Origin of the sequence: Acerihabitans sp. (assembly GCF_036398755.1) — a bacterium.
Lineage (GTDB): Bacteria > Pseudomonadota > Gammaproteobacteria > Enterobacterales > Enterobacteriaceae > Acerihabitans.
The window spans coordinates 1-24,611 of the sequence record NZ_DASWOM010000083.1 but is presented as its reverse complement, the minus strand read 5'-3'; the positions used below and the strand labels follow the sequence as shown (position 1 = coordinate 24,611).

The window sequence follows — 24,611 nt, the reverse complement described above, 5'->3', positions numbered from 1 at the left end:
TCACCCTATGGAACGCCCAGGCCCGCCGCCGTCTTTACCGTTTTCCACCCTAGGGGTACGCCCCTTTACTGGGTGCTTTTAACCGGATGATCCGGTTTTTTATCGTTGCCGGCGATAAACGGGCTCCAGGGCTGCGCGCGCACCGGCCCTTGGGTTTGCCATACCACATTAAACTGGCCGTCCGCCTCAATCTCGCCAATCATCACCGGCTTATGCAGATGGTGATTGGTCTGGTCCATGGTCAGGGTAAAACCGGACGGGGCGGCAAAAGTTTGTCCGGCCATCGCCGCGCGCACCTTGTCCACATCGGTTGACTTCGCCTTTTCAACCGCCTGCGCCCACATATTGATGCCGACATAGGTGGCTTCCATCGGATCGTTGGTGACCACGGTATCCGCGTTGGGCAGGTTGTGGGACTTGGCATAGGCTTTCCATTGCGCGACGAATTTCTTATTGGTGGGATTGTCCACCGACTGGAAATAGTTCCAGGCCGCCAGGTTGCCGACCAACGGCTTGGTATCGATGCCGCGCAGCTCTTCTTCCCCCACCGAGAAGGCGATAACCGGCACATCGGTCGCTTTAATGCCCTGGTTGGCCAGCTCTTTATAGAAAGGCACGTTGGAGTCGCCATTAATGGTGGAGATCACCGCGGTTTTGCCGCCGGCCGAGAATTTCTTGATATTGGCCACTATGGTCTGGTAATCGCTATAACCAAACGGGGTATAGACTTCTTCGATATCTTTATCCGCCACGCCTTTTGAGTGCAGGAAAGCCCGCAGGATTTTATTGGTGGTGCGCGGATAGACATAGTCGGTGCCGAGCAGGAAGAAGCGCTTGGCGCCGCCGCCGTCTTCGCTCATCAGGTATTCCACCGCCGGGATAGCCTGCTGGTTGGGGGCCGCCCCGGTATAAAACACGTTAGGCGACATTTCCTCGCCCTCATACTGCACCGGGTAGAACAGCAGGCCGTTCAGCTCTTCAAATACCGGCAACACCGATTTGCGCGAGACCGAGGTCCAGCAGCCGAACACCACCGCCACCTTGTCCTGGGTCAGCAGTTGCCGCGCCTTTTCCGCGAACAGCGGCCAGTTTGACGCCGGGTCCACCACCACCGGCTCCAGTTTTTTACCCAGCACGCCGCCTTTGGCATTGATTTCATCAATGGTCATCAGCGCCACGTCTTTTAACGGCGTCTCCGAGATGGCCATGGTGCCGGATAAGGAATGCATCACGCCGACCTTGATGGTATCGGCGGCAAGCGCCCCCCAGCTGATGCCCATGCCGATGACCGTGGCGGAAAGGGCGAAGGCTTTCAGTAATTTACGTCGTTGCATGCAATACACTCCTGAATTGATGAGGATTAACAATGACCGGCGGGACTGAAATGCAGCAAGCAATCCCCGTGCCAGTTGCATGGCCACGGGCCGGCGGCGCGTACCCTGGGGTTAACCGCCCTGGCGGCGGGGGAGCGCACCAAATAAGGGCACGTCTGCGGCATGGCGGGGCGGCTGGCCAAAACCGTGCATTGCCGCGCCCGGATGCGCCCGGGTATTTGATGCGCCCGGGGCGTTTGCCACCACACGCGGCAGGCGGCGATCGCTCAATTTACAGACAGATTACTGGCGCGTTTCATAACGACGGCTAAACTAAATGAGTAATTTGATAATAAATAATTCTCTTATTTTTGTATTAAACTGACCGATTACGAGGTGAAATATGGCCGATTTACATGATAACTACCTGGACTGGCTGCGTGACGCCCATGCCATGGAAGAGCAGGCCGAAAGCATGCTGAAAGGCATGGCGGGCCGCCTTGAGCACTACCCGGATCTGAGGGCCAGGATCCAGCAGCATATTGAAGAAACCATTGAGCAGCAGCGCCTGGTGAAAAGCGTAATCAAACGTTATGATTCATCCAGTTCGGCTTTCAAGGATATGGCGGGGAAAATGGCCGCCATGGGCCAGGCGGTGGGCGGCATGCTGGCCAGCGATGAAGTGATAAAAGGCGGCATCAGCGGCTATGCCTTCGAGAATTTTGAAATTGCTTCCTATACCGCGCTTATCGCCGCGGCGCAGGCGGTTGGCGATACCGAGGGGCAGCGGATTTTCACGCAGATCCTGGAACAGGAAAAAGCGATGGCCGCCTGGCTGCTGGAACATTTACCGGAAACGACCCGGCAATTTTTGGCGCGTTCCCAGGCGCCCCACACCGAGGCTAAAAAGTAGGCCGGACACCGCGCAGCGTCGCCTTTGCGCGTGCGCGCCAGGCGATCCGCCCTTGGCGCGTCAGGTCCGCCTGCGCCCACGAATGCGTGATTTCAGTAGGCAAATATAACCGCCCTGGTTGCCTGCCGGTTATTTAGCTGGTATTGCGACGGGGTGTATTTGTTATCACATTAAGTTAATTGCAATTTATTACGTAAATAAAACGCAAAAACCCGGCGAGGCAATGCCGGGTTTTTGTCGAGCTATAATAACCAGCTCATTACGTGGTATATTGTCCGTTGATATTCTTTATAAAATAGACGGTCGTTATACCTAAAGCATGTTATTTTTTACCGGCATCGGCGTTGATTTTAACACTGGCCAGCTTAGACAATTTTATGTCGGTATCTTTTTCTTCCTGCAGCGTTTCGGCCAGCAGGGTTTTTGCCTCGGCATAGCCCAGCAGTCCGGCAAGGGTGGCTAACGTGCCATAGGTGGCAATTTCATAATGTTCTACTTTTTGCGCCGCGGCAATAAGCCCCGCATCGCGCACCGGGCCTTTTTCCACCTCGTCGATGATCTCCTGTCCCTCTTCCACCAACCCTTCCATCGCCAGGCATTTCATCCGTTTGATTTTGACGTTAGGCGTAACTTCCACCAATTTATCAATACGTTCTATCTGGCCGTGCGTTTGTTCCAAATGAAGTTTAAAGCCGTCAATCAGTTGGGGATCCGTCGCGGCCCGCGCCATTTTCGGCAAGGCGCGGGTAATTTGCTTTTCGGCACTGTAAACATCGGATAGGGCATGAATAAACAGGTCTTCAAGGGTCTTGATATTCATCTGGCTCACCATAAGGAGTTGTTAATATTAAGAATGGCTAAAATTATAATGTATTATCAGCGGCTATAATCAAACCGGCTGACAATATTAATGCTAGCCTACCGATGCGAATAAAACAAATTATTGGTTTGAACCAGGTAAATAGTCGACGGGAATTCTCAAGATATGATTGATATCAATTGGTTGGCCAGGTTTTTATAATTATTTTTAGCGGGTTCAATCTCGGGAAATAAAAACAATTATCAGATTAAATACCCTGGATAAGAACTGAAAAATGTTCTAGTGGCATGCCGGCGCGAGATCGGAGCGGAATGGCGGATGGCAATAAAATACCGCGCCGTTGTACCCACGCCCAAGAGACGCATGGGTACAACGCCGGCAAACCGCCGGCTCTTTTGCTAAAATAATTCGCCCAGGGCGGCGGGACTGAAATCAGCCATATTGCCGGTATCGCCGGTACGGACCTTGGCCGCCCAGCGCGGGTCGGTTATCAGCGCCCGTCCCACCGCAATCAGGTCAAACTCGTTGCGTTCCAGCCGTCCCACCAGATTATCCAGTCCGACCGGGCTGGCGCTTTGGCCGCTGAAGCTGCCGATAAAATCCCCGGACAAACCGACCGAACCCACGCTGATGGTGGCGGCGCCGGTCAGTTTTTTCGCCCAGCCGGCGAAGTTAAGACCGTTTTCCCCATCCTGCTCCGGGAATTCCGGTTCCCAGAAACGCCGCTGCGAGCAGTGCAGCACGTCGGCGCCCGCCTCCACCAGCGGCTGCAGCCAGTCGGCCATGGCATCCGGGGTCGTCGCCAGCCTGGCGGCGTAATCCTGCTGTTTCCACTGGCTGACCCGCAGGATAATCGGATAGTCAGGGCCGACCGCCGCGCGCATTTCTTTTAAAACCTCGGCGGCAAAACGGGCGCGCTCCTTGATAGTGGCGCCGCCAAAACGATCGGTGCGCCGGTTGGTGCCGGGCCAGAAGAATTGATCGATAAGATATCCGTGGGCGCCGTGAATCTCAAAGGTATCGAAACCCAGCAGCTTGGCTTGCGCCGCCGCCCGGGCATAGGCGGCAAGGGTATCGGCAATGGCTTCATCGCTCATGATCTCCCCGCGCGGTGTGTCCGGCGCCGCCAGGCCGGAGGGACTTTCCACCGCGACATCCGGCACCCAGTCGGTCTGGAAGCTGGCGACCGCGCCCACGTGCCACAACTGCGGCCCCATTTTACCGCCGGCGGCATGGACTTCATTGATTACCCGTTGCCAGCCGGCCAGCGCCTCTTTACCATGGAAAAACGGCACGTTGGGATCGTTCCTGGCCGCCGGCCGGTCGATTACCGTCCCTTCCGACAGGATGAGACCCACGTCGGCTTCGGCGCGCCGGCGATAATAGGCGGCCACATTCTCTCCCGGCACCCCCGACGGCGCAAAAGAGCGGGTCATGGGGGCCATGACGATACGGTTTTTCAATACCAGCGATTTTATCCGCAACGGTTGGAACAGGGCGTCGACTTGTGATGTGCTCATACAGATCATCTCCGGTTAATGATAAGGATTTGATGGTATATTATGTATACTGGGAGTCAATCAGGCACTTTCACGCTACCAGGTAGCCATGAGGAAACCACCATGTCGGAAGTCTATCCCGCCAAGGGCAGCATGGCGCAAACCGTCCTGCCCAACGATACCCATCCCGCCGGGGGCAGCATGGCGCAGGAGCAGGTGACCTGCTGTGGCGACGCCGCCGCGACGCTTGCTCATTATCCGGTGTTTTCCACAGTGGACTGCCCCAGCCGCCTGCTGCTCGATCAGATTGCCGATAAATGGTCGGTGCTAATCCTTACCGTCCTGTGCGCTGGGCCGTTGCGTTTTAACGTTATCAAACGCCGTCTTGACGGTATTACGCAAAAGGCGTTGACCCAGAGCCTGCGGCGCCTGGAACGCAACGGTATCGTGGCGCGGCGCGTCATTACCGCCTCGCCCATTGCGGTGGAGTATCAAATCACGCCCCTGGGGCACAGTTTGAAACAGCCTTTTCAGGCATTGTATCAATGGACCGTCGATTACCTGCCGGAGGTGGAGCGCGCGCGGGCGGTATTCGATCACAATAGCTAAGCCGTGAACATCGCCGATTGCGGGGTTGATAAGGACGATCGCCCGAGCCAGTTGCTCCACCGGCAAGGAGGGGAAGCTGTGGTGTTCAACGTGATAATTGTTGCCGTTGGTAAACCGGCTAATCAGTGGATGGGTCTGGATGGTGCGGGTATTGTCACCCACCCGCGAAAGCGCGTCGATAAATTTCAACAATTGTGAATAAAAATGATTTAGCATAAAAAAGTGTTTAATAATAACCCAATGCGACATCGTCGAAGTTTGCCCATATTTGAAAAATTCCTCATCATCCGGCCTGCCGAGGGCCTGGTGGTGGAACAGATGGCTGTCGCGATAGGCGTAATAAGAGACCAGCATCGGCAATCCCAGCAGGAATCCGGCGCAATGATTGGCCCTTCGGGAATGAAAACCGGTATGGTGCAGCGCCTGATGCTGCAGTTCCACGCCGTGGGCGAAACCCAGCCCAAGCAGTAATTGCGGCAAAAGCCTGGCCGGCCAGTTTTCCAGGGACAAAATGCAGTAAAAGCACAAGGCTATCCAGCAGGACCATAGCGCGAACTTCGCCGCATAAATGACTAACCATTTAATCGGCTTGTTTTTAAACTCTCTTAATATTTCCTGAGGTATGGTATTTTTATCCATAAACAATTCCCTTTAGTGATAAATAAAATTATTCAATGAGCATGGTAATGCTCAGGATGGTTTGTGATAATAATAACAAACAGCGACAACATAACGAGAGATGGCGCAGTGCAAGCATATTTATATAACAATATATATTCACCGCCTGTCAATGCGTTATTGAAAGATTATTTAACAGGTCGGTATGATAACTAGAATATTTTTTTTATTACAATATTAAAAAACGGTATGAAATAGAGTTATAGAAAATAATGTGGATAAGGATGACGTGGAAAATAACCTGGATTTAACGCGCCGGGAGAGTGGAAATTCCGCCGGCGCGGTCCAGGTTATGAGTCATTTTTTGGAATAATGGTGATTTTGCCGTTTTGTTCCAGAATGGCATAGCGGATCTGGTCTAATGCCAGAATGCCGTCCGACTTGCGCGCGCTGGTCAACAGATCGTCATGGGAGATCCCGGTCCGCTTAAGGCGCAGTTCAAGCACCCGGCCGTCATCCACCAGCAGCAGCGGCGGGCCGTCGGCGGCCAGCCAGACGATATGGTATTTATCCTTCAGCCAGGAAAGCACCAGATCAAGACCTATCAGGGTAACGATGGAAATCGTGGCGCCGATCACTGAAAAATCCTCGCCCAAAATCGCCTGCTGGCAGGCTTCACTGATGATAAGCAGCAAAATAAAATCGAAACTGTTCATCTCCAGCAGCGTACGCCGTCCCGAGATGCGAAAGACCACAATCAGGATCAGGTAAATAAACGCCGCTCTCAATACCATATCCATGATGTTCTCCCTAAGGATAAACCAATTGGTTAAACGTTATTTTTTCGTTATCGGAGAGGGCAATGGTATTGGTGAAATACCCCATTTGCTTAGGCTTCAGGGTAATATAAATACTATGCCAGCTGTCTTTTCGGGTTATCGGCTGGGTTAAGGTCAGGACACGATCGCTGATAATCGACACGTCCGGGGTGGGTTGGATAAATTCGATATCGTAATTATCGAGGATATCGCCACGCAGCGCGGTGGTGAGCAGGTTTTCTTTATTGATTTTTATCCGAATGATTAAATGAGTATCCGTGGTGTTACGGGCAAAACGGTCATACTCAACTATCATATTTCCCCCTGCCGATTGCGCGGACGCATTGCTGAGCACGCCTTGGGAAAAAAGTCCCAGGCAGGCGGCGGCAATAAAAATAAACAGCAGTAAAAAGCCGATTTTCTGCATCTTCCAGGCGAAAAGCTGGAAGCGCATATTTTCCTTAACCGGATAGTGCCTGCTGCGATAGTCGTCGGGTAAGTGGTCGTTATCCATTTCCGTTACCTCGAAAGCCGCTCGATAAAGGAAGATAACCGCGTTATCCCCCGGTTTAACCTTCTGAAAAGTATAGGCGTAAAAAATAAAGGTGAATGAAATTAACGCCCGCGGGCTAATGGCGGGGACGCGGCAAGGCGGAGGGCAGCCACTGACGGCAACCAATAGGGGCAACAGTTTGCCGAGCCGGTGGCGGCAAGCGGGGCATGGGATTTGAAACCCGCTTTGCGGCGAACCGGCATCGCGGTAGGATAAGCCGGTGCTGCAGTCGTTTCTCCGGGCATGTCCCGGCGGGTTAGGGTTTTTCCGTCCGCCGATATCTTCTAAAAGGATAGCAGAATGGTCAATATCAAAGAATTCATGCGCGTGTTTAAAGAAAAATTGACGCACCAGCATAACGTGGCCCCGGGCGATCCGGATATCGCCTTGTTGATCACCGCATTGGGCGAGCGGGACAACATTGTCGATGTCGATGCCTGCATTACCCGGCTGCGGGTTAAAGTCAAGGACCTGGGCAAGGTCAATACCGGCCAGATCCAGCATTTGGGCGCGCTGGGCGTCGTGGTTATCGGCCAGGAAGTGCAGGCTATTTTCGGCCGTCAGTCGGATAATCTGCGCCGCGAACTGGCGGAACGGTTCGGCCTGGAAAGCGGCCAGTAGCGGCACGCATCGCGTTACCCTGGGTCGGTATGCTCAAACGCGCCGCGCCGTCGCCGGCCTGGCGGCGCGGACGCTGTAATAGCGCCAGCGCCGTCAGCATCACCATGATGCTCAACAGCATGGCGATACTGGCCATGGCCATGCCATCGCCAACCGAACCTTGCTCAAACTGGCGCCAGATAAATACGGATACCGTTTGTACCCCGGGTGGCGACAGCAGTAGCGAGGTCACCAGTTCCCTGGAGGCGATGGCGAACACCATCAGCATTGACGCCAGCAGCGCCGGAAATACCAGCGGCAGCACGATATGGCGCAATGCGCGCGTGGCGCTGGCGCCGTGTACCCTGGCGGCCGGCTCCAGGCTGGCGCCGAGCTGGCGCAGCGCGGCGGCGGTATAGCGCACCGGGTAGGGCAATAACAGGCAGCTGTAGGCCAGCAGCAGGATAACCCAGCTGTCATAAGGCGTTATCGGCCAGAACCGCCGGTTCCAGGCCAGGATCAGTCCTACGCCCACCACCACCCCCGGCAGCGCGGCCGGCAGCAGCGACAGCGCGTCGATGCATGCCGTGGCGCGGCCCCTGGCGCTGATAACCCGCCAGGCAACCATGAATCCCAGCAAACCGGTCAATAACGCGGAGCCAAGGGCCAGGCCCAGGCTGGTGGCCAAGGCGTCGGCCGCCTCGCCGTGCTGGGCGAAAAGCGTGCTGAAATGGCGCAGCGTCAGGTTGGCCGCCGTCAGCCCGCCCGATACGGTGGAGGAAAACGCGGTGGCAAGCATGGCGGCCATCGGCGCCGCCACCGCCAGCCCGGTGACCAGGCCGAACAGCAGCAGCGTCGGCCAGCGCCATACGCCGAGCGGCCGGGAGGCGATGGCCACCGGTTTGCCGCCGGTGGTGGCCACGTCCCGCCCGCCCGACAGGACGCGCTGGATACCATAGGCCGCCAGCGCCAGCGCCACCAGCATTAATGACAATAGCGACGCCGAGGTTAAATCAATAGGCCAGTCCGCCAGGCGCTGCTCGATGCCGACGGTCAGGACCGGCGCGCCGGCGCGCATGCCAAGGGCGGCCGGTACGCCGTATTCCTCGATGGCCAGGGTAAACGCCAGCAGCAGACCGGCGCAAATGGCCGGCAGCGCCAACGGCAGCGTCACCCGGTAAAATGCCCGCCACGGCCCGGCGCCGTGAACCCGCGCCACATCCGCCAGGCGATGGCCCCCCGCGGCCATGGCGCGCGACACCGCGAAATAGACCACCGGGAAAATATTCAGCGTCATGACCAGAACCATACCGGTGCGGCTAAACAGCAGCGCATCCAGCCGCAGGCCGGTCAGTTGCTCAAGATAACCGCGCCGTTGCAGCGCCAGCATCCAGGATAAGCCGGCGATATAGGGCGGCGTGAGGAATGGGATCAGGACCAGCACATCCCAGAACCGGGCCAGCGGCACGGCAAACAATCCGCGCAGCGCCCCCAGGGGAACGCCCAGCAGGGCACAGGCGGCGGCTACGCCCAGGCCGGTTTGCAGCGTGCCGCCGAGCAGCGTCGGCACCTGGGGGTCGCGCCAGAGGGCGGGCACAGCGCCGAAGGCATGCGCCAGCGAGCCGGCGGCCAACTGGGGGAAAATGGCCTGCAGCAGCACAAACAGCGCCGGCAGCGCCACCAGGATCAGTAATGCCGCCAGGGTCAGCAGGGGCGTGGCGTTATAACGCATCACGCGGCCTAGCGCTGGCCGAACAGCGTGGCGAACCGGTCGAGCACCGCCGTTCGCGTGGCGGTCTGGGCGCCTTGCGCCGGCAGCAGCCGCAGATCGCTAAACAGCGGGCGTTTGGCGCTGATATCGCCGCGCGCGGGCATCAGCCAGGCTTCCGCCACCAGTCGCTGCCCCTCGGGCGAAAGCGCATAGTCAATAAAGGCCTTGGCCTGGTCGGGCTGCGCGCTGGTTTTCAGGATCATCATCGGGCGCGGGGCGATCACCGTGCCGCTGGAGGGGAAAATCACTTTCACCGATTCGCCTTCCTGCACGCTGTTATAGGCGACATAGTCCACCGCGCCGAATACCGCCGCGCGGGCGCCCTGCAATACCGGCGTCAGCGCCTGGGCGTTGGGTCCGGCGATAATCGCCCCGTTGTCCTTTAACTGGCCGAACAATGTCCAGGCTTGTTCGCCCAGGGCATTTTGCAGACCCATCAGCAAATCCAGCGAGGCGCCGGACAACGCCGGATCGGGGGTGGTCACCTTATCGCGGAATGCCGGCTGCGCCAGATCACGCCAGTCATGCGGCTCCGGCGTGCCGCTGGCGCTGTTCCAGACGATACCGAGGGCGGAGATGCCCTGGGCCACGTAATGGTCGGTTTTAAACTGCGTCGGCACCGTGGCGGCGTTCGGGCTGCCGTAAGCCAGCAGCCAGCCCCGCTGTTGCAGCTCCTCCGCGGTATCCCATGAGGCGGAAATCAGGACATCGGCGCGCGGATTGGCCTGTTCGGCCTCAAGGCGCGCCATGACTTTACCGGTGGTCGCCTGGAACACATCGACCTTGACCCCGGTTTGCCGCTCATACCCCGCCGCCAGCTTTTTCGCCAGGGAGCCGGGGCCTGCGGTATAGAGGGTCAGCGCCTGGGCATCGGCGGCCATAAGGGTGGCGGCGGCAATCATAATGGACAAGGCTCCTGCGCTGATACGGTTTAATAGACGGTTGCTGATCGGTTGCATGTGTTTTTCCCGGTTTAAACGGCGTGATAATTGACGATGCGCCCCTGCGCCATATGCGCGATATGCTGGGCAAGCTGTTGCGCTTCGCCGCGATCGTGGGTGACGTAGACGGCGGTAATCGCGAGTTGCCTGAGCAGGCGCGCCATTTCCGCGCAGAGGGTTTCGCGCAGTTCGCGGTCGAGATTGGATAGCGGTTCATCGAACAGCAGCACCCGGGGTTCGGCTACGATAGCCCGGGCCAACGCCACCCGCTGCTGCTGGCCGCCGGACAGCTCCGACGGTTTACGCGCGGCGAACTCGGCCAGGCCGACCCGCGCCAGGGCGGTATCAACCCGCAGCCGGCGTTCGGCGCGCGCCACCCGGCGCATACGCAACGGGAAATCGACATTTTGCGCCACGCTCATATGCGGCCATAGGGCATAGTCCTGGAACACCATGCCGATATCGCGTTGTTCGGGCAGGATATTGACCGCGTGGCCGGCCATCAGGCGCTCGCCAAAATGAATCTCGCCGCGCGAGGGCCGCAGCAGGCCGGCCAGTAGTTTCAGCAGCGTGCTTTTGCCGCATCCGGAAGGCCCCAGCAGGGCCAGGGTAGTGCCCGCCGGCACCCGCAGGTGAATATCCTCCAGCACCCGTTTACCGCTGAACTCATGGCTGAGGGCGCTGATGGCGATCGACGTGCCGGCATTAACGGCGGGGTTTGGCATCGGGCGCCCCCTTGCATGCGTCAGGGCGGTACGCAAGGCAAACGGCCGGCGCGCGGCCGCGCTCGGCGGCGTGATGGCAATAGCGCATGGAGGAAAATAGGGCGCGGGGTAAAACCTCCGGCGGCGATCGGCGACCGGACGTTCCCCCCTGCGCAAAGGACAGGCGGGCGTACATGGTGTTATCCTCTTTGGGACTTATTCCTGGCTGGAGTATAGAGGGGGAATATGACGGTTTTATTGCCGCAACGGTAAAAACGCCGGTCGGGTTTTATCGCTGCGGCCGTTGCCCGGGATGGACGGGCTACAGTTGTACCGCCAGGTCGCGGATACGCACCGGCAGTTCGGTGCGCAGCGAGCGATTGGCGGCAATGCCGGTCAGGATGGACATGGCGCCGTCGCGGTAGCTGGCCGCGCGTTTCAGCGGGTCCGGCGCCGGCGCGCCGAACACATCCGCCAGCATTACCTTATCGCCGCCGCCGTGGCCGCCGGCCAGGAAATCCACCGGTACGTCATAAGGCGCGGCGAACAGGGGAAAGACCCGGATGGCGCAGCTTTCAATCGCCCCTTCCAGCTCTTTTTTGCCGCCGCTGTTAACATAAGACGTCTCCACCAGCTTCATCTCCAGCCGGCCCCGGCTGCCGTTGAACACCACGTTCAGCCCTTCCCAGGGCAGATAGGCGTTCAGGGAATAGGTCATGATGGCCTTATTTTTATAGCGCACCATCACGCCCATCACATCCTCGATGCTGATGCCGTCGTCGAAGACGCTTTTGTCGCGATAATAGCCGTCCTCATGCTCGGCGTTCAGGTAAAGCTCGCGCAGCGGCTCGCTTTGATCCATGTGCAATGCGAAGGGATCCCGCGCCGCCGCCTGGTTACCGAACGCGCGGGAATAAAAGCGCGCCACGCCGCGGCTTTCCGCGTTCTCCTTGCCGTAAAAACGCAGATCGCCCTGCGCATACACCGTTTCCGGCTCGCTGTTCAGCCAAAAGTTGACCAGGTCGAAATGGTGAGTGGATTTATGCACCAGCAGGCCGCCGCTGTTGCGTTTATCGCGATGCCAGCGGCGGAAATAGTCGGCGCCGTGCTCGGTATTCAGCAGCCACTCGAAATGCACCGAAAACACCTCGCCGATGGTGCCGCCGGCCAGCAGCTCGCGGATTTTGCTGTGGTGCGGGGCGTAGCGGTAGTTAAAGGTCACGCGCAGGTTCCTGCCGGTGCGGTGAATGGCGTCGATAATCGCCTGGCATTTTTCCTCGTCGATGGTCATCGGTTTTTCGCTGATAACATCGCAGCCCAATTCCATGGCGCGCACGATATAGCGATGATGGGTCCGGTCGATGGAGGTGACGATGACGATATCCGGCCGGGTTTCGCTCAGCATGCGATCAAACTCCAGCGCGCTATACATCGGCACGCCCTCATGGCCTTCGGCGCCGATTAACCGGTTGGCGTACTCCATGCGCGTGCGGTTGGTATCGCAAAACGCGACAAACCTGGCGTGGGACCGATATTCCCCGGCGATGGCCTGCAGATAGAGTCCGGCGCGGCCGCCGGTGCCGACCAATGCATATGTCTTCATATCATCGCTCTCCCGCTATTGCTGGTGTTACAGTACATCATGTCATCGCTCCTGATTTGATAAAGAAAGGGCAAGCCTGGTTGACAGGCGAAAGTGGATGCTTTATACCCGCAGAACCGGCCTTGTGGTCTTGGCGCCGACGAAATGAGGGAACATAACGTGCCGCAACGCCTGCTGGAAATTAACTCTCCGCTTATCTGGCACTGGCCGCATTTCCTGGAGATGGCGGCGGTCATGGAAAAATACCGCTTCACCGGCCTGGTGATTCATCAGCAAAATATCCTGGCGCTGCTGGCCCGGCCTCCGGTTCACTACCAGGGCGCGGATAAAGCCAACCTGCAGCACGAGTGGGAAGGCGCGTTGCTCTACCTGCGGCGGGTGGGCGACTACTGCCATACGCGGCGGCTGTCGGTGTGGCTGCAGGGCGAAGCCTTTGCCCAGGATGGCCGCATCGAACATAAATTTCCCGAGCTGTCCCTGGCGAACGACGCCGGCCAGGGTGAAAAATTTCTCTATTATTTTTATACCGAGGTGGTCAGCGCCTCGCTTGCGCAGCTGCCGCTGTTCGACGGCCTGATCCTCAGCCTGCAGACGCCGGCGTTTAATGAAACGCAGTGGCAAGCGCCGCTGCAGTCCCTTCACCACCAACTGCGGCTGCAAAATAAAAAACTGGTGCTGCGCGATTACACCGACGACAGCTGGCCCCGCCGGCAGTTGCAGCAAACGCTGGCGCATCTGCCGGCCGATGTGCGCGCTTCGCTGAAGGCCACGGCGGTGGACTATCGCCCCGGTTTTGCCAATAACCCGGCCATCGGCGCCTTTGAGCAGCGAAAGATATGGCTTGATATCGATTTGTGGGGCATCGATTACGGCTGGACCTTGCTGCCCTGCCTGCTGATAGATGAAATCCAGGGCCGCCTGGGATGGGTGCAATCGGTGATTGGCGGGCGGCTGGAGGCCATCAGCATGCGTATCAACTGGGAATGGGTCAACAACGGCTCGCTGCTGGACTCGGTTAATGAAAGCAATCTTTACGGCCTGGCGCGCATGGCAAGCGGCGCGCCGCCGGTGAGCGCCGTCACGTTGTTTGACGACTGGCTCGACGCCCGCGGGGTGCGCCCCACGGACAGCCGCCAGCGGCAGATGCTGCGGCAGCTGTTTTTTACCAGCTACGACTGGATGTGCAAGACGCCTTATCTGCTGGGCCGGATAATGCATCGCCACAGCCAGCTCCCGCAGGACATGGACGACGCGCTGCGGCTGATTCACTCCGATGCTCGCGGCGCCAACTGGAGCCAGTCTCTCCAACCGCTGTTTCCGGCTGACGATAACGCCTCGGGCCTGGCGCAGCGCGAGCTTATCCGCCTTGAACGGCAGCAGGCGGAGTTTTTGTCCCGTCATCTGCTGCGAATGGCGCGGACGCTGGGGCAAAACCCCGACCTTCCCGTCGTCTGGCGCCGCGACCTGATATCCGCCTGGGAACGGGCCGACGAGTATTCCCGCCTGTTCGGCCACGTTCGTCACCTGATCGAACTGCACTGGTATATTCAGCAATACGGCGCTACCCGTGCGCTGTGCGCCGAGCTGGTGAATGCCGCCGCCGATGCGCAGCGCTGCGCGGAAAAAACCGACCGCTGGCTTGATGATAACGCCGATGCCCATCCCCTCTACCTCCGCATGCTGATGAATCCGGCCCGGCTGTCCGCCATGGCGCGCCAATGCCGGTGACCCGGTGCCGACGTGAAAAGGCTAAACGCCGGTCCGGATAAAACCTACCGGCAAAACGTCCTTGCCGGCCCCGTCGGCGCGTTAAGCGGCGAAAGTGCGAGGAAGTTCACAATGCTGTCGACGGCAGTGTGACGGCAATCACGCTTCACCCTGGGTAAAAGGTGACAACAGAGGTTTAACACCGGATAAAATGTGCGTTGGATCACAATCGTGATAACAGCGAAGGAAAGGTCGCCGGCGGCGTTACGCGGCCCCCGCTTTAAAGGGCGGCTACCGGTCGGCGGCGCGGCGCTCAAGCGGTCGCAAATAACGGCGACAAGCCTCAGGGCGGCGTTGCGCAGGGAGCATGTCGCCAGCCGGCGTCGGACCAGGTAAACATCATCGGCCCCGGTGATGACGGGTAATCGCCATCGGCCAGCAGGTGAACCGAGAGCTGGTTGTCGCACTCCGTTAACCGGGCAGCGGCATACAAGATGCGCAGGTTGACGTCGGCGTAGCGCGGCAGGCGACGGTTGTTGCGTTCCCAGTGGGTAATGAAGGCTTTATCCACGCCCAACTCGTCGCCGAGCGACTGGCGGGATAAATTCATGGCATGGCGCAGAAAACGCATTTCCGCCGATATCAGCGGGCCGCGGCGGTTAATTAACCGCAGGGCGATTAAATGATGCAAATCCGCCTTGTCATTAATGTCGGCGGAGGTTCTGGTGCCAGTCTCTTTATGCTTATAACCGTTAGTTAGCCAGACATTTGATAGTCCACAATCTATATATTGAAACATAAATTTTCCTTGTAATATAGCATCCTGGTTACTTATGACTTATAAACAAAGAGTGTTCTCTTGGCAATCCCCCTGGTAATTCATTGATACCTGTCATTTAATCGATAAGGGATGATATAAAAATAAATTTTTAAATTCAGTGAGCGATGGGGAAGTATTCCTATTTAAGATGGAAAAGACTAAAAAACCGCGTCCACCCGGTAAGTTATTTAATTGGAGATGTAAATTATTTATATAAACTTCTTTATAATTACTTCATGATTTAATTTGTCATCTTTCACACCGCCGGGGCCTCGGCGGGGATAACGGCGCTCAACGTGACGGCGGCGAGGTTTTTGCCAACATGGGGGAGCTATAATGAAAAATAAAACAGCATTTCATTTCATTGAATAGTCACGCCGGTTTCTTTATCATAACGCCAGGCGTTGAGGTTGTCCGGCAGGCTGCCAGGGGCGGACCGCAGGGCATGACCTCGTTCTCACTACATCATTTTCACTCTTCAAGGGTAACGTTATTATGAAAATTGCGCTGATTAACGAAAACAGCCAGGCCGCCAAAAATGAGCTTATCGCCGCCACCCTGACCAAGGTTGTCGAACCGCTGGGCCATCAGGTGTTTAACTATGGCATGTATTCCGCCGATGATAAGGCCGCGCTGACCTACGTCCAGAACGGCATCCTGGCCGCGATCCTGCTTAATTCCGGCGCGGCGGACTATGTGGTGACGGGCTGCGGCACCGGCGCCGGCGCCATGCTTGCCTGTAACTCTTTCCCTGGCGTGATTTGCGGTCTGGCCATCGATCCCGCCGACGGATTTATGTTTGCCCAGATTAACGATGGCAACGCCATTTCCCTGCCCTTTGCCAAGGGGTTCGGCTGGGGCGCGGAGCTGAATCTGCAGTATATTTTCGAAAAGCTGTTCGAAACCGCGGGCGGCCAGGGTTATCCCAAGGATCGCGTGGTGCCGGAACAGCGTAATAAAAAGATCCTGGATGCGGTGAAAGCGGTGAGCTATCGCGATTTACTGTCCATCCTGCGCGATCTCGATCAGGATCTGCTCAAAGGCGCCGTCGCCGGGGCCAAATTCAAGGAATATTTCTTCGCCAACTGCCGGGATAAAGCAATTGGCGGTTATATCGAATCGCTGGTGGCCTGACAGCCTCTCCCCAGGGCGGGGCGCCGCCCGGTTTCTCCTCGACTGATGGCCGGGAGGAAATCCAGGCGGTGAGGCCTTGCTGGTATCATTGCCCGTCTAGCAGCGGTCCGGTGCTGTCGCGATCCACGAGCGTAAAGCCGACATCCATGGCCACGGGCTGGGCGCCGTTGGGGTCTTTCAATCGCGCAAGCAAGGCCGCCGCCGCCTGCTGGCCGATATAAGCGCCGTTGATTTTCACCGTCGACAGCGCCGGGAAGGTATGGGCGGCGAAATTCATATCGCCGAACCCCATCACCGCGATATGGTCCGGAATGGCGATCCCCCGGCTGGCGGCTTCGGTCAATACGCCGTGCGCCAGGGTATCCGAGGTGCACACCAGGATTAACGGCCGCGTCATGCCTTGGGAATGGTCCAGGGCCCTGGCCGGCGGCCGTTGCAGCAGGGGCAGCACGTTAACCAGGCCCTGCCGCCCTTGTTCGAGGGTGGGTAAGCCCTTGAAGGTCTGGCGGTCAAGGGGAGTAATGCCCCGCAGCGCCAGCTGGCGGATAAAACTGTTGCTGCGCCGCATGCCGCGCGGGTCGTCCACCTCGATCAGGACAAAATCGCGATAGCCTTGCGCCAGCAGATGCTGCGCCTCCCGCTGCCCTATGGTTTCATGCGAGAACCCCACCAGCATATCAATGGGATCGTCGGTCATGTCCCAGGTTTCCACCACCGGGACGCCGGTGGCCCGCAGGCGCTTGCGGCTGACCTCGGTATGGATGGTGCCGGTAAGGATGATGCCGTCGGGGCGTCGGCTCAGCACCACTTCCAGCAGTTCCTGTTCCTGGGCGGCCTGATAGCCGGAGATGCCCAGCAGCACCTGGTAATTCGCCTGCGCCAGCCTGGCGGCGATGGCCTGGAAGGTATCGGCGAATATCGGGTTGGTGAGCATGGGCACCACCACCGCCACCAGGCGCGTGCGGTTGGAGGCCAGCGAACCGGCGATCTGGTTGCGCACGTAACCGGTCTCTTCAATGACCCTTCGCACCTTGAGCAGGGTGGATTCCTTAACCTGATCGGGCTGGTTCATTACCCTGGACACGGTAATCGGCGCCACGCCGGCGAGTTTGGCCACGTCGAATAGCGTGACGCCATGGGTGGATCGCGCGCTGGCGGGACGGGCTTTATCAGGCTTGGGCATGGTATGGCTCGGCTATAAAAACAGGGTCAATGCTACAACGGCGCGGAGATACGAGCAAATCAAACGCGCCTCGGGCGCGTTGGTCCGGGAGGCGGCGCCTGTGGCGGCATTGCCCGATGCGGCATAAGAATAGGCGAAAAAATGCTTTCACGCGGTGGTGATTTATGGTTATAACTGTACAACTGTCATATGCAGTGGGTAGGGTAGTATTTCAGGGTTAACCGGCCCTGAAAGGTCAGGCTTCTTGTTTACAGCCCGGAGAATCGTGATGATTGTCGATCGTTTAAAGCGTCTGTTTGTCAACCAGTCTGAAGAGCCGGCCAGCAATATGTTTGCCGGCTCGGAAACGGATGCCCTGTTCAGCGCCATGGGCTGCGAGAATATGCCGGTGTATATTCCGGCCGAGGTCTGGCAGCGGGTAAGCGATATGGAGCATCGCATCCATTCCGATCACGCGCAGCGGATATAGTCCGCCGCGGCGCCTGTTTCGCTTGCCGCGCCCGGCAGGCCGTCCTCCCTGTCGCTTGCCGCGCCCGGCAGTCCTTATGACAGCCCGCCGCACGGCAAGCGAAACTCCCGCCAGGTCGACATGAGTCTTCCCGCCAGGCGCGGTTAGAAAATCGATTGATAGAGTTGCTCAATATCGGCAATCGACGTTGGTCGTGGGTTGCCGCCGGTGCATACATCGGCAAAGGCCGCTTTGGCCAACAGGCCGATATCCTCTTTTTTCATCCCCACATCCCGCAGCGACGCGGGGATGCCCACATCGTGGCACAGTTGTTTGACCGCATCGATGGCGGCGGCGCGCGCCTGGCCTATATCCATGGAGTTGGCCGCCTCAATGCCCATCGCCACCGCGATATGGCGGAATTTTTCCCCGGTATGCGCCGCGTTATATTCCATGATGGTCGGCAGCAGCACCGCGTTCGCCACGCCGTGCGGCGTGTCGTAAAACGCGCCCAGCGGATGGGCCATGCCATGCACCAGCCCAAGGCCGACGTTGGAAAAGCCCATGCCGGCGATATATTGGCCCAACGCCATATCCTCAACGCCGCGCGCTTGGCCGCGCACGGAATCACGTAACGATCGGGCGATGATTTCTATGGCCTTGAGATGGAACATATCGGTCAATTCCCAAGCCGCGAGGGTGGTATACCCTTCGATGGCGTGGGTCAGGGCGTCAATTCCGGTGGCGGCTTTCAGGCTGGCGGGCATGCTGGCCATCATATCAGGATCGATAATGGCCACCAGCGGGATATCGTGCGGGTCGACGCAGACGAATTTGCGCCGGTTTTGCAAATCGGTAATGACATAATTGATGGTGACCTCGGCGGCGGTGCCGGCGGTGGTGGGTACCGCCAGGATGGGCACGCAGGGATTTTTGGTGGCCGCAACGCCTTCCAGGCTGCGGACATCGGCAAACTCGGGGTTATTGATGATAATGCCGATGGCCTTGCTGGTATCCTGCGGCGACCCGCCGCCGATGGCAATCAGGTAATCCGCCCCGGCCGCCTTATAAGCGGCAACGCCTTTATTGACTACCTCGATAGTGGGATTCGCTATCACCTCATCATAAATCTGGAATGGCAGGCCGGCATGTTTAAGCAGATCGGTTACGCGGGTCGCCACTTCAAAGCGGATTAAATCCTTATCGGTGACCACCAACGCTTTTTTCAAGCCGCGGGCCCGCGCTTCGTCAATTATATGGGCGATGGCGCCTTTACCGAAGTAGGAGGTTTGATTAAGGATCATTCTGTTAGCCATAATAAATAACCTTTGTCTTAGAGAGGATGGGTTAATATTTTCACCTGGCCTGCCGGGCTACAAGGGTTATTAATTGCTTCACTTCACACTAATGATTATTGAAAGCTATCTTTACCAATAATGAATTATTTTTTTTCAAGAAATATATTTGTTTTGTTATTGATGCTAATTGGTAGGATTTAATGTAATTATAATGTTATGGCGCGCGATCGCTTTTTTCCGCGTTTTTCCGCGCGCGCCCGGCTGACCGCGCCGCCCAGGGGCATCATGGCGTTGCGATAATTCCGAATAAAGCCGTAAAACAGGCTAACCGGCTAATTTCTCCCGCTAATTTGCCTTGCCGGCCCCAGCTTGCGCGGTGAGTGGCTATAGTTATAAATCAGCTGTGGGTTATGCTAAGACGAACCCTGGTCAGATTAGCCGGATGGCGTATAAAAATGGAGAGTTAACCTATGATTACACGCTCTTTCAGGTGGGCCTGGAGAAGATTTCTAACCATGGGCATGTCGCTGAGCACCGCGTCAGGCCGGGTTTTTTCTACGGCGCTGGCGAAAAATAAATATAAAATCAACGTACGCCAGGGACCGGATGCCTTGCTTGGGCAATTGTATATCGATGTGCAGACGGCAAAACTGTTCTCCGACCAGAAAACGTTTGCCGATGCGGTGCCGCGCCGTACGCCGGCGGCAATATTGTCCGACTACCAGGCAAAAAAACGGCGCAAGAACTTTAAATTGCAGACCTTTGTCGAAAAAAACTTTATTTTCCCCACCGACCGGGTGAAATATGTGCCGCCCAACGGACAAACCCTGCGCGAGCATATCACCACGCTGTGGCCGGTGCTGACCCGGAATACTTCGACCGTGCGGCCTTATGATTCCCTGTTGCCGCTGCCGAAGGATTACGTGGTGCCGGGAGGCCGTTTTCGCGAGGTTTATTATTGGGACAGTTATTTTACCATGCTGGGCCTTGCCGAATGCGGCAAGTGGGAACTGGTGGTGGACATGACCGATAATTTTTCCCATGAGATCGAGACCTATGGCCGCATTCCCAACGGAAACCGCAGTTATTATCTGAGCCGTTCGCAGCCGCCTTTTTTTGCGCTGATGGTGGATTTGCTGGCAAGCAGGGAAGGGGACGGCATTTATCAAACCTATTTGCCGCAGTTGAAAAAAGAGTACCAGTACTGGATGGAAGGGGGCGACGCGCTGGAAAACGGCGCCGCCGCCGAACGGGTGGTGCGCATGAAAGACGGCGCGCTGTTGAACCGTTATTGGGACGATCTGGACACGCCGCGCACCGAATCCTATATGGACGACATCGTGACCGCCAGCGAGGCCACGGATCGGCCTGCGGGGGAAGTGTACCGCGACCTGCGGGCGGGGGCGGCGTCCGGGTGGGATTTCAGCTCGCGCTGGTTTGACGATCCGCTGGCGCTGTCATCGATCCGCACGACGTCCATCCTGCCGGTGGATCTGAACGCGCTGCTGTTCCATCTGGAGCAGACGCTCGCCAAGGCCAGCGCGCTCGGCAATAATCATGATGCCGCCAGCTATTACAGCCAGCGCGCCGAGCGCCGTAAGCAGGCGATCAACCTGCACCTGTGGAACGAGGAGGGCGGTTATTACGCCGACTTCGACTGGCGCCAGGACAGGCTGCGCGATCAGCTGACCGCCGCCATGGTTTTCCCGTTGTATAACCACGTTGCGCCGCCGGAACGCGCCGTGCGCACCGCGCAGACGATACGCGATCGGCTGCTTAAGCAGGGCGGGCTGATTACCACCACCAATGTTTCCGGACAGCAATGGGATGCGCCCAACGGCTGGGCGCCGCTGCAATGGGTAGCGGTGGAGGGCTTGCGCAATTATGGTCTTGACCAATTGGCGGAAGATATCGCCACCCGCTTCCTGGGCAATGTGCAGCGGCTGTTTAACAATCAGCATAAGCTGGTGGAGAAATACGTGGTGGAAGGCAGCGGCCTGGGTGGCGGCGGCGGCGGTGAATACCCGCTGCAGGACGGCTTCGGCTGGACTAACGGGGTAACGCTCAAGCTGATGGACATGTATGACGACAAGATGCCGGCCTATCTGGAGGCCGCCGGCCTGGCCGAGGCTAAGCCCGAACCGGTCGCCGCCGTCGGCGCCTGATGCGGCCGTCGGTCCCTGACGCCGCGTCCGGTGCCTTCCGCTTTGGCGCGGAAGACGGCGCGGCCGGAGCGCCGCCTCGGCGGATTTTTCAAATCTGATGGTCCCAGGCCGCGAGTTGCTGAGCCTTGAGCATATCCTCCACGGACTGCGGTACCACGTTACGGAATTTTCCGTTGTCGGCGGGGACTATCTCAATCATGCGATCGATCATTTCCCGCGCGTCGAGATGGCCGAATGGCGATGACAGCGCCTCGTCGAACTGCGCGCGCAGGTCGGCGCGCCGGGTAACATTGTTCGTATCGTCGAGCCAGCGGAACGCCGTATCGGCCATGGTCTCGTTAAAGCCGGTATAAAAGGCGCCTGGATTGATGGTCTGGACTTTGATGCCGTGCCCGGACAGTTCCTGCTGCATCGCCTCGGCAATGGATTCCAGCGCATGCTTGGTCGAGGCGTATACGCCCCAATTGGCCGGTGAGAACAGCCCGCTCATCGAGGAGGTGAAGACGATTTTTGCCTGCTTGTTCTGCCTGATCCACTTTTTGACAAAGCTTTGCGTCAGGGCGAGCGGAAGAAAAACGTTGACCTCGTAGTTATGGCGAACGAGATCGAGCGGAATTTCGAAAACCGGGCCGCCCTCGCCCATGCCGGCATTATTCCAAAGCACGTCGATGTCCCAGCTTTGGGCGTATGCCATGTCATGCGCGTCGAGTAGATCAAGCTTTTCCACCCGCAGGTTGGCCAGTCCCAGGGTCTTGGCTTTTTCGCGCAGCGGCGTTACCTGTGGCGAACATTGCACGGTGGCGATAACCTGGTGGCCGTTGCGCGCCAAGCCGATGGCCGCCGCTTCGCCAAAGCCGGAGCCGGCGCCGGTAATAAGAATGGTCTTGTACATATTATATTCTTCCTATGCAGGTGAAAAAGGTTATGGCGCTTGTCTGACGCGCGCCGGTATGACGTTTTAGGGCAGTGCCGCAATAAAGGTTCTGATCAATCCGGCGATTTCCCCAGGCGATTCCAGGGGGGATAAATGTCCGGTACCCGCCAGTACCCGCATCCCGGCCTGGGGAATGCGCGGCAGCAGTTCCGTCTCGAGCGTCAAGACGCTGTCGACCCGATCACATTCACCGGCGATCACCAGAACCGGCACCGTAATCGCGCTCACCGCGGTCGAAATATCCTCTTGGCTGGTATAGCGCGGCCAGGCGATTTTTGCCGCCGCGCCGCCGCGCAGGCTGTCTTCGATAACCTGCCGGCGCTGGTCTTCGGTGAGAGGCTTCGCCGTAAGCACCTGGTCGATGGTGGCCGCAACCGAGGCCGCGGACGCGTACGCGGCCTCCATGCCGGCGCGCACCTCGGGCGGCAGCCCGAGCGGCGTGGGCGGCGAGGGGGCGACCAGCACCAGCCCGGCCAGCCCCTCCGGCTGGCGCGACGCGACCAGTTGAGCGATCTTGCCGCCCATGGAGTGCCCGACCAGCACGAAATTCGTCAAACCTCGCGCCATGATCACCCGCTCAACGTCATCGGCGAAGTCGGCCAGCGCATAACCCTCCTGCGGCGCATCCGACAAGCCCCAACCGCGCAGATCGACGGCGATGGTGCGCCAGGCGCTGGCCAAGGCGTCGATGACGTGGCTCCAGGTTCGGGACGACCCGCCCCAATAATGCAGGAACACCAGCGACGGGTCGTTTTCGCCCTGTTCCTCGACATGGATGTGAATCTCCCCGTTTACGGCGGTCATGGCGTCTCCTGTTTGAATGTTCAAGGTAAAGTTTTGACCGCATGCCGGGCCGGCTTGGCGTATGGCGTGGTCATCGCTGGTAAAATCTGCTAATATCCAACATCTGTCACTTTTTAGAAATCTAACATATGTCTGATTTTGACGCAAGTCCCCCCAAGGAAAAACGAACGCGCCGTCCCGTGCAGGAACGGTCGCTGGAACGCATGACCCGGGTTATCGAGGCGGCGGAGCGCATGCTCGAACAACTGGGCCCGGAAAAAACCTCGATACCCGCCCTTGCGGCCCTGGCTGAAGTGCCGAGGGCCAGCATCTATCCCTTCTTTCCGGATAAGTACGCGCTATACGCGCACATCGCGCAGATCCATATGCGGCGCCTTGCCGACGCCATCGCGGATTCGGGCGCCGCCCGCGCCCGTACGCTTGGCGCGTGGGTGCGGATAGTGATAGATATTTGCGTGGAGTATTACAACGCCCATCCGGTGGCGAGCGTGCTGTTGCTGAATGGTTCTTTTAGCGATACCGACCGTGACGCCCATGCCGTCAAGAACGCATCGATTGGACGCCTGCTGCGCGACACGGCCGCGCGCTTGGGCGAACTGCCGGCATTACCGGTGTCGCCCGACGTTGCGACCCTCGCCGTTGAAATCGGCTTCGCTTGCCTGAAGTTCGGCTATGTACAGGATGGACGCATCGATAACGCGGTGCGAAACGAAGCCCTGCGGGCGGTCATGGCCTACCTGGATCACTGGCGGGAGGACGGTAAGGCCAAGGGAAGCTGACGGGCGGGGCGGCGGCGGATCGCCGCCGCGCCAGGCGGGAACCCGTGCGCCTAAACCCCGGCCGGGATAAAGGGCGACGCGCTGCCATTATTCCCGTTGCTGTTAAATAAAATGATGTTTTATTAAAAATAAACTATTTTTTTATAAATTTGACCTCGATCGCTATTCTCTTCATTTTTTTGCCACCGGACCCTGGGTTCTGGCAGCCGCAGAAAGGTTTTCATCGCAGGTTGGTTCTATCTTGAACCGCGTTATAACCGGCAGATTCAGATGTTCTTCCAACTATGTCTTCCATGATACAACCCTGGACATCACAGCGATGAAAATACGTTCCATAGGTTTACCTCAGTACCTGGCTTATGGCTCCGGCGACTTCCTGGGGGCGGGCACCACCGCCCTGACCGCCGCCTGGCTGCTTTATTTTTACACCACCTTTTGCGGCCTTTCGCCCATCGAAGCCACCTTTATCTTTGCCTGCGCGCGGGTACTGGACGCGGTGGTCAGCCCGCTGATGGGCTACCTGACCGATAACTTCGGCGGCACCTGGCTTGGCAAGCGCTTCGGCCGCCGCAAGTTC

At 58.1% G+C, this 24,611-nt stretch carries 23 protein-coding genes and 1 pseudogene; 9 read left to right on the top strand and 15 right to left on the bottom strand.

The window, feature by feature from the left end; all coding sequences use genetic code 11:
• Positions 1 to 65: 65 nt before the first annotated feature.
• A complete protein-coding gene (gene urtA / locus VGC33_RS13485) occupies positions 66 to 1,334 on the bottom strand; it encodes an urea ABC transporter substrate-binding protein (RefSeq protein ID WP_331121279.1) in 1,269 nt (422 codons plus the stop codon).
• Between the two features lie 382 nt (positions 1,335 to 1,716).
• Between urtA and VGC33_RS13480 the strand changes: the two genes are divergently transcribed.
• The gene (locus tag VGC33_RS13480) at positions 1,717 to 2,226 is read left to right on the top strand and encodes a ferritin-like domain-containing protein (RefSeq protein ID WP_331121278.1); all 510 of its coding nucleotides are present in this window, start codon (positions 1,717 to 1,719) and stop codon (positions 2,224 to 2,226) included.
• A 322-nt stretch (positions 2,227 to 2,548) separates the two neighbouring features.
• Here VGC33_RS13480 and VGC33_RS13475 read toward each other — a convergent pair whose 3' ends face one another.
• Positions 2,549 to 3,046 (bottom strand): YciE/YciF ferroxidase family protein, encoded by a 498-nt coding sequence (locus VGC33_RS13475; RefSeq protein ID WP_331121277.1) that lies wholly within the window; start codon positions 3,044 to 3,046, stop codon positions 2,549 to 2,551.
• A 398-nt stretch (positions 3,047 to 3,444) separates the two neighbouring features.
• Positions 3,445 to 4,566 (bottom strand): NADH:flavin oxidoreductase, encoded by a 1,122-nt coding sequence (locus tag VGC33_RS13470; RefSeq protein WP_331121276.1) that lies wholly within the window; start codon positions 4,564 to 4,566, stop codon positions 3,445 to 3,447.
• A gap of 240 nt (positions 4,567 to 4,806) precedes the next feature.
• Between VGC33_RS13470 and VGC33_RS13465 the strand changes: the two genes are divergently transcribed.
• The gene (locus VGC33_RS13465) at positions 4,807 to 5,154 is read left to right on the top strand and encodes a winged helix-turn-helix transcriptional regulator (RefSeq protein ID WP_331121332.1); all 348 of its coding nucleotides are present in this window, start codon (positions 4,807 to 4,809) and stop codon (positions 5,152 to 5,154) included.
• Positions 5,155 to 5,232: 78 nt separating this feature from the next.
• Here VGC33_RS13465 and VGC33_RS23250 read toward each other — a convergent pair.
• The 3 genes and pseudogenes from VGC33_RS23250 to VGC33_RS13445 form a co-directional block, all read right to left on the bottom strand.
• Positions 5,233 to 5,793, bottom strand: a pseudogene (locus tag VGC33_RS23250) (fatty acid desaturase); the annotation flags it as partial.
• Positions 5,794 to 6,122: 329 nt separating this feature from the next.
• The gene (locus VGC33_RS13450; protein ID WP_331121273.1) at positions 6,123 to 6,572 is read right to left on the bottom strand and encodes a DUF421 domain-containing protein; all 450 of its coding nucleotides are present in this window, start codon (positions 6,570 to 6,572) and stop codon (positions 6,123 to 6,125) included.
• A gap of 10 nt (positions 6,573 to 6,582) precedes the next feature.
• The gene (locus tag VGC33_RS13445; protein ID WP_331121272.1) at positions 6,583 to 7,104 is read right to left on the bottom strand and encodes a hypothetical protein; all 522 of its coding nucleotides are present in this window, start codon (positions 7,102 to 7,104) and stop codon (positions 6,583 to 6,585) included.
• A 339-nt stretch (positions 7,105 to 7,443) separates the two neighbouring features.
• Between VGC33_RS13445 and VGC33_RS13440 the strand changes: the two genes are divergently transcribed.
• The gene (locus VGC33_RS13440; RefSeq protein ID WP_331121271.1) at positions 7,444 to 7,764 is read left to right on the top strand and encodes a glucose PTS transporter subunit EIIB; all 321 of its coding nucleotides are present in this window, start codon (positions 7,444 to 7,446) and stop codon (positions 7,762 to 7,764) included.
• Here the strand turns inward: VGC33_RS13440 and VGC33_RS13435 are convergent.
• From VGC33_RS13435 to VGC33_RS13420, 4 genes are all read right to left on the bottom strand, one after another.
• Positions 7,691 to 9,475: an ABC transporter permease gene (locus tag VGC33_RS13435; protein ID WP_331121270.1), complete on the bottom strand. Its 1,785-nt coding sequence runs from the start codon at positions 9,473 to 9,475 to the stop codon at positions 7,691 to 7,693. The two genes, VGC33_RS13440 and VGC33_RS13435, sit on opposite strands and share 74 nt — an antisense overlap.
• Before the next feature lie 8 nt (positions 9,476 to 9,483).
• Entirely contained in the window at positions 9,484 to 10,416 is a 933-nt protein-coding gene (locus VGC33_RS13430; protein ID WP_331121331.1) for an ABC transporter substrate-binding protein, read from the bottom strand.
• Positions 10,417 to 10,487: 71 nt separating this feature from the next.
• On the bottom strand, positions 10,488 to 11,180 hold the full coding sequence (locus VGC33_RS13425; protein ID WP_331121269.1) for an ABC transporter ATP-binding protein: 693 nt from the start codon (positions 11,178 to 11,180) through the stop codon (positions 10,488 to 10,490).
• Between the two features lie 301 nt (positions 11,181 to 11,481).
• Positions 11,482 to 12,762 carry a Gfo/Idh/MocA family protein gene (locus tag VGC33_RS13420; protein WP_331121268.1) on the bottom strand — a complete coding sequence of 427 codons (1,281 nt, stop codon included), beginning with the start codon at positions 12,760 to 12,762 and terminating at the stop codon, positions 11,482 to 11,484.
• 93 nt (positions 12,763 to 12,855) lie between these two features.
• Here VGC33_RS13420 and VGC33_RS13415 point away from each other — a divergent pair, with 93 nt between their 5' ends.
• On the top strand, positions 12,856 to 14,490 hold the full coding sequence (locus VGC33_RS13415; RefSeq protein WP_331121267.1) for a hypothetical protein: 1,635 nt from the start codon (positions 12,856 to 12,858) through the stop codon (positions 14,488 to 14,490).
• A gap of 322 nt (positions 14,491 to 14,812) precedes the next feature.
• Here VGC33_RS13415 and VGC33_RS13410 read toward each other — a convergent pair whose 3' ends face one another.
• Positions 14,813 to 15,160, bottom strand: a complete 348-nt coding sequence (locus VGC33_RS13410; protein ID WP_331121266.1) for a helix-turn-helix domain-containing protein — start codon at positions 15,158 to 15,160, stop codon at positions 14,813 to 14,815.
• Positions 15,161 to 15,784: 624 nt separating this feature from the next.
• Between VGC33_RS13410 and VGC33_RS13405 the strand changes: the two genes are divergently transcribed.
• A complete protein-coding gene (locus VGC33_RS13405; RefSeq protein ID WP_331121265.1) occupies positions 15,785 to 16,423 on the top strand; it encodes an RpiB/LacA/LacB family sugar-phosphate isomerase in 639 nt (212 codons plus the stop codon).
• A gap of 85 nt (positions 16,424 to 16,508) precedes the next feature.
• On the opposite strand, the gene VGC33_RS13400 is transcribed toward VGC33_RS13405, so the two are convergent.
• Entirely contained in the window at positions 16,509 to 17,606 is a 1,098-nt protein-coding gene (locus tag VGC33_RS13400; RefSeq protein WP_331121264.1) for a LacI family DNA-binding transcriptional regulator, read from the bottom strand.
• Positions 17,607 to 17,874: 268 nt separating this feature from the next.
• Between VGC33_RS13400 and VGC33_RS13395 the strand changes: the two genes are divergently transcribed.
• The gene (locus VGC33_RS13395) at positions 17,875 to 18,075 is read left to right on the top strand and encodes a hypothetical protein (RefSeq protein WP_331121263.1); all 201 of its coding nucleotides are present in this window, start codon (positions 17,875 to 17,877) and stop codon (positions 18,073 to 18,075) included.
• A 143-nt stretch (positions 18,076 to 18,218) separates the two neighbouring features.
• Here the strand turns inward: VGC33_RS13395 and fucO are convergent, their stop codons facing one another.
• A complete protein-coding gene (gene fucO / locus VGC33_RS13390; protein WP_331121262.1) occupies positions 18,219 to 19,370 on the bottom strand; it encodes a lactaldehyde reductase in 1,152 nt (383 codons plus the stop codon).
• A 452-nt stretch (positions 19,371 to 19,822) separates the two neighbouring features.
• Between fucO and treA the strand changes: the two genes are divergently transcribed.
• Positions 19,823 to 21,517, top strand: a complete 1,695-nt coding sequence (treA, locus tag VGC33_RS13385) for an alpha,alpha-trehalase TreA (RefSeq protein ID WP_414636931.1) — start codon at positions 19,823 to 19,825, stop codon at positions 21,515 to 21,517.
• An 88-nt stretch (positions 21,518 to 21,605) separates the two neighbouring features.
• Here treA and VGC33_RS13380 read toward each other — a convergent pair whose 3' ends face one another.
• Positions 21,606 to 22,409 (bottom strand): SDR family oxidoreductase, encoded by an 804-nt coding sequence (locus VGC33_RS13380; protein WP_331121260.1) that lies wholly within the window; start codon positions 22,407 to 22,409, stop codon positions 21,606 to 21,608.
• 66 nt (positions 22,410 to 22,475) lie between these two features.
• Positions 22,476 to 23,255 (bottom strand): alpha/beta fold hydrolase, encoded by a 780-nt coding sequence (locus tag VGC33_RS13375; protein ID WP_331121259.1) that lies wholly within the window; start codon positions 23,253 to 23,255, stop codon positions 22,476 to 22,478.
• A gap of 128 nt (positions 23,256 to 23,383) precedes the next feature.
• On the opposite strand from VGC33_RS13375, the gene VGC33_RS13370 reads away from it, so the two are divergent.
• Together VGC33_RS13370 and VGC33_RS13365 are read left to right on the top strand one after the other, a co-directional pair.
• Entirely contained in the window at positions 23,384 to 24,034 is a 651-nt protein-coding gene (locus tag VGC33_RS13370; protein ID WP_331121258.1) for a TetR/AcrR family transcriptional regulator, read from the top strand.
• Positions 24,035 to 24,353: 319 nt separating this feature from the next.
• Positions 24,354 to 24,611, top strand: a 258-nt coding sequence (locus VGC33_RS13365) for an MFS transporter (RefSeq protein WP_331121257.1), incomplete at its 3' end; no start/stop codon positions are given.

Bases quoted from the DNA above. Each gene is read 5' to 3' on its own strand.
- VGC33_RS13475 (WP_331121277.1), bottom strand. From the start codon at position 3,046: ATGAATATCAAGACCCTTGAAGACCTGTTTATTCATGCCCTATCCGAT.
- VGC33_RS13405 (WP_331121265.1), top strand. From the start codon at position 15,785: ATGAAAATTGCGCTGATTAACGAAAACAGCCAGGCCGCCAAAAATGAG.
- VGC33_RS13435 (WP_331121270.1), bottom strand. From the start codon at position 9,475: ATGCGTTATAACGCCACGCCCCTGCTGACCCTGGCGGCATTACTGATC.
- VGC33_RS13375 (WP_331121259.1), bottom strand. From the start codon at position 23,255: ATGACCGCCGTAAACGGGGAGATTCACATCCATGTCGAGGAACAGGGC.
- VGC33_RS13400 (WP_331121264.1), bottom strand. From the start codon at position 17,606: ATGCCCAAGCCTGATAAAGCCCGTCCCGCCAGCGCGCGATCCACCCAT.
- fucO (WP_331121262.1), bottom strand. From the start codon at position 19,370: ATGGCTAACAGAATGATCCTTAATCAAACCTCCTACTTCGGTAAAGGC.
- VGC33_RS13370 (WP_331121258.1), top strand. From the start codon at position 23,384: ATGTCTGATTTTGACGCAAGTCCCCCCAAGGAAAAACGAACGCGCCGT.
- VGC33_RS13380 (WP_331121260.1), bottom strand. From the start codon at position 22,409: ATGTACAAGACCATTCTTATTACCGGCGCCGGCTCCGGCTTTGGCGAA.
- VGC33_RS13425 (WP_331121269.1), bottom strand. From the start codon at position 11,180: ATGCCAAACCCCGCCGTTAATGCCGGCACGTCGATCGCCATCAGCGCC.
- VGC33_RS13450 (WP_331121273.1), bottom strand. From the start codon at position 6,572: ATGGATATGGTATTGAGAGCGGCGTTTATTTACCTGATCCTGATTGTG.
- VGC33_RS13470 (WP_331121276.1), bottom strand. From the start codon at position 4,566: ATGAGCACATCACAAGTCGACGCCCTGTTCCAACCGTTGCGGATAAAA.
- VGC33_RS13395 (WP_331121263.1), top strand. From the start codon at position 17,875: ATGATTGTCGATCGTTTAAAGCGTCTGTTTGTCAACCAGTCTGAAGAG.
- urtA (WP_331121279.1), bottom strand. From the start codon at position 1,334: ATGCAACGACGTAAATTACTGAAAGCCTTCGCCCTTTCCGCCACGGTC.
- VGC33_RS13430 (WP_331121331.1), bottom strand. From the start codon at position 10,416: ATGATTGCCGCCGCCACCCTTATGGCCGCCGATGCCCAGGCGCTGACC.
- treA (WP_414636931.1), top strand. From the start codon at position 19,823: ATGATTACACGCTCTTTCAGGTGGGCCTGGAGAAGATTTCTAACCATG.
- VGC33_RS13440 (WP_331121271.1), top strand. From the start codon at position 7,444: ATGGTCAATATCAAAGAATTCATGCGCGTGTTTAAAGAAAAATTGACG.
- VGC33_RS13420 (WP_331121268.1), bottom strand. From the start codon at position 12,762: ATGAAGACATATGCATTGGTCGGCACCGGCGGCCGCGCCGGACTCTAT.
- VGC33_RS13445 (WP_331121272.1), bottom strand. From the start codon at position 7,104: ATGGATAACGACCACTTACCCGACGACTATCGCAGCAGGCACTATCCG.
- VGC33_RS13480 (WP_331121278.1), top strand. From the start codon at position 1,717: ATGGCCGATTTACATGATAACTACCTGGACTGGCTGCGTGACGCCCAT.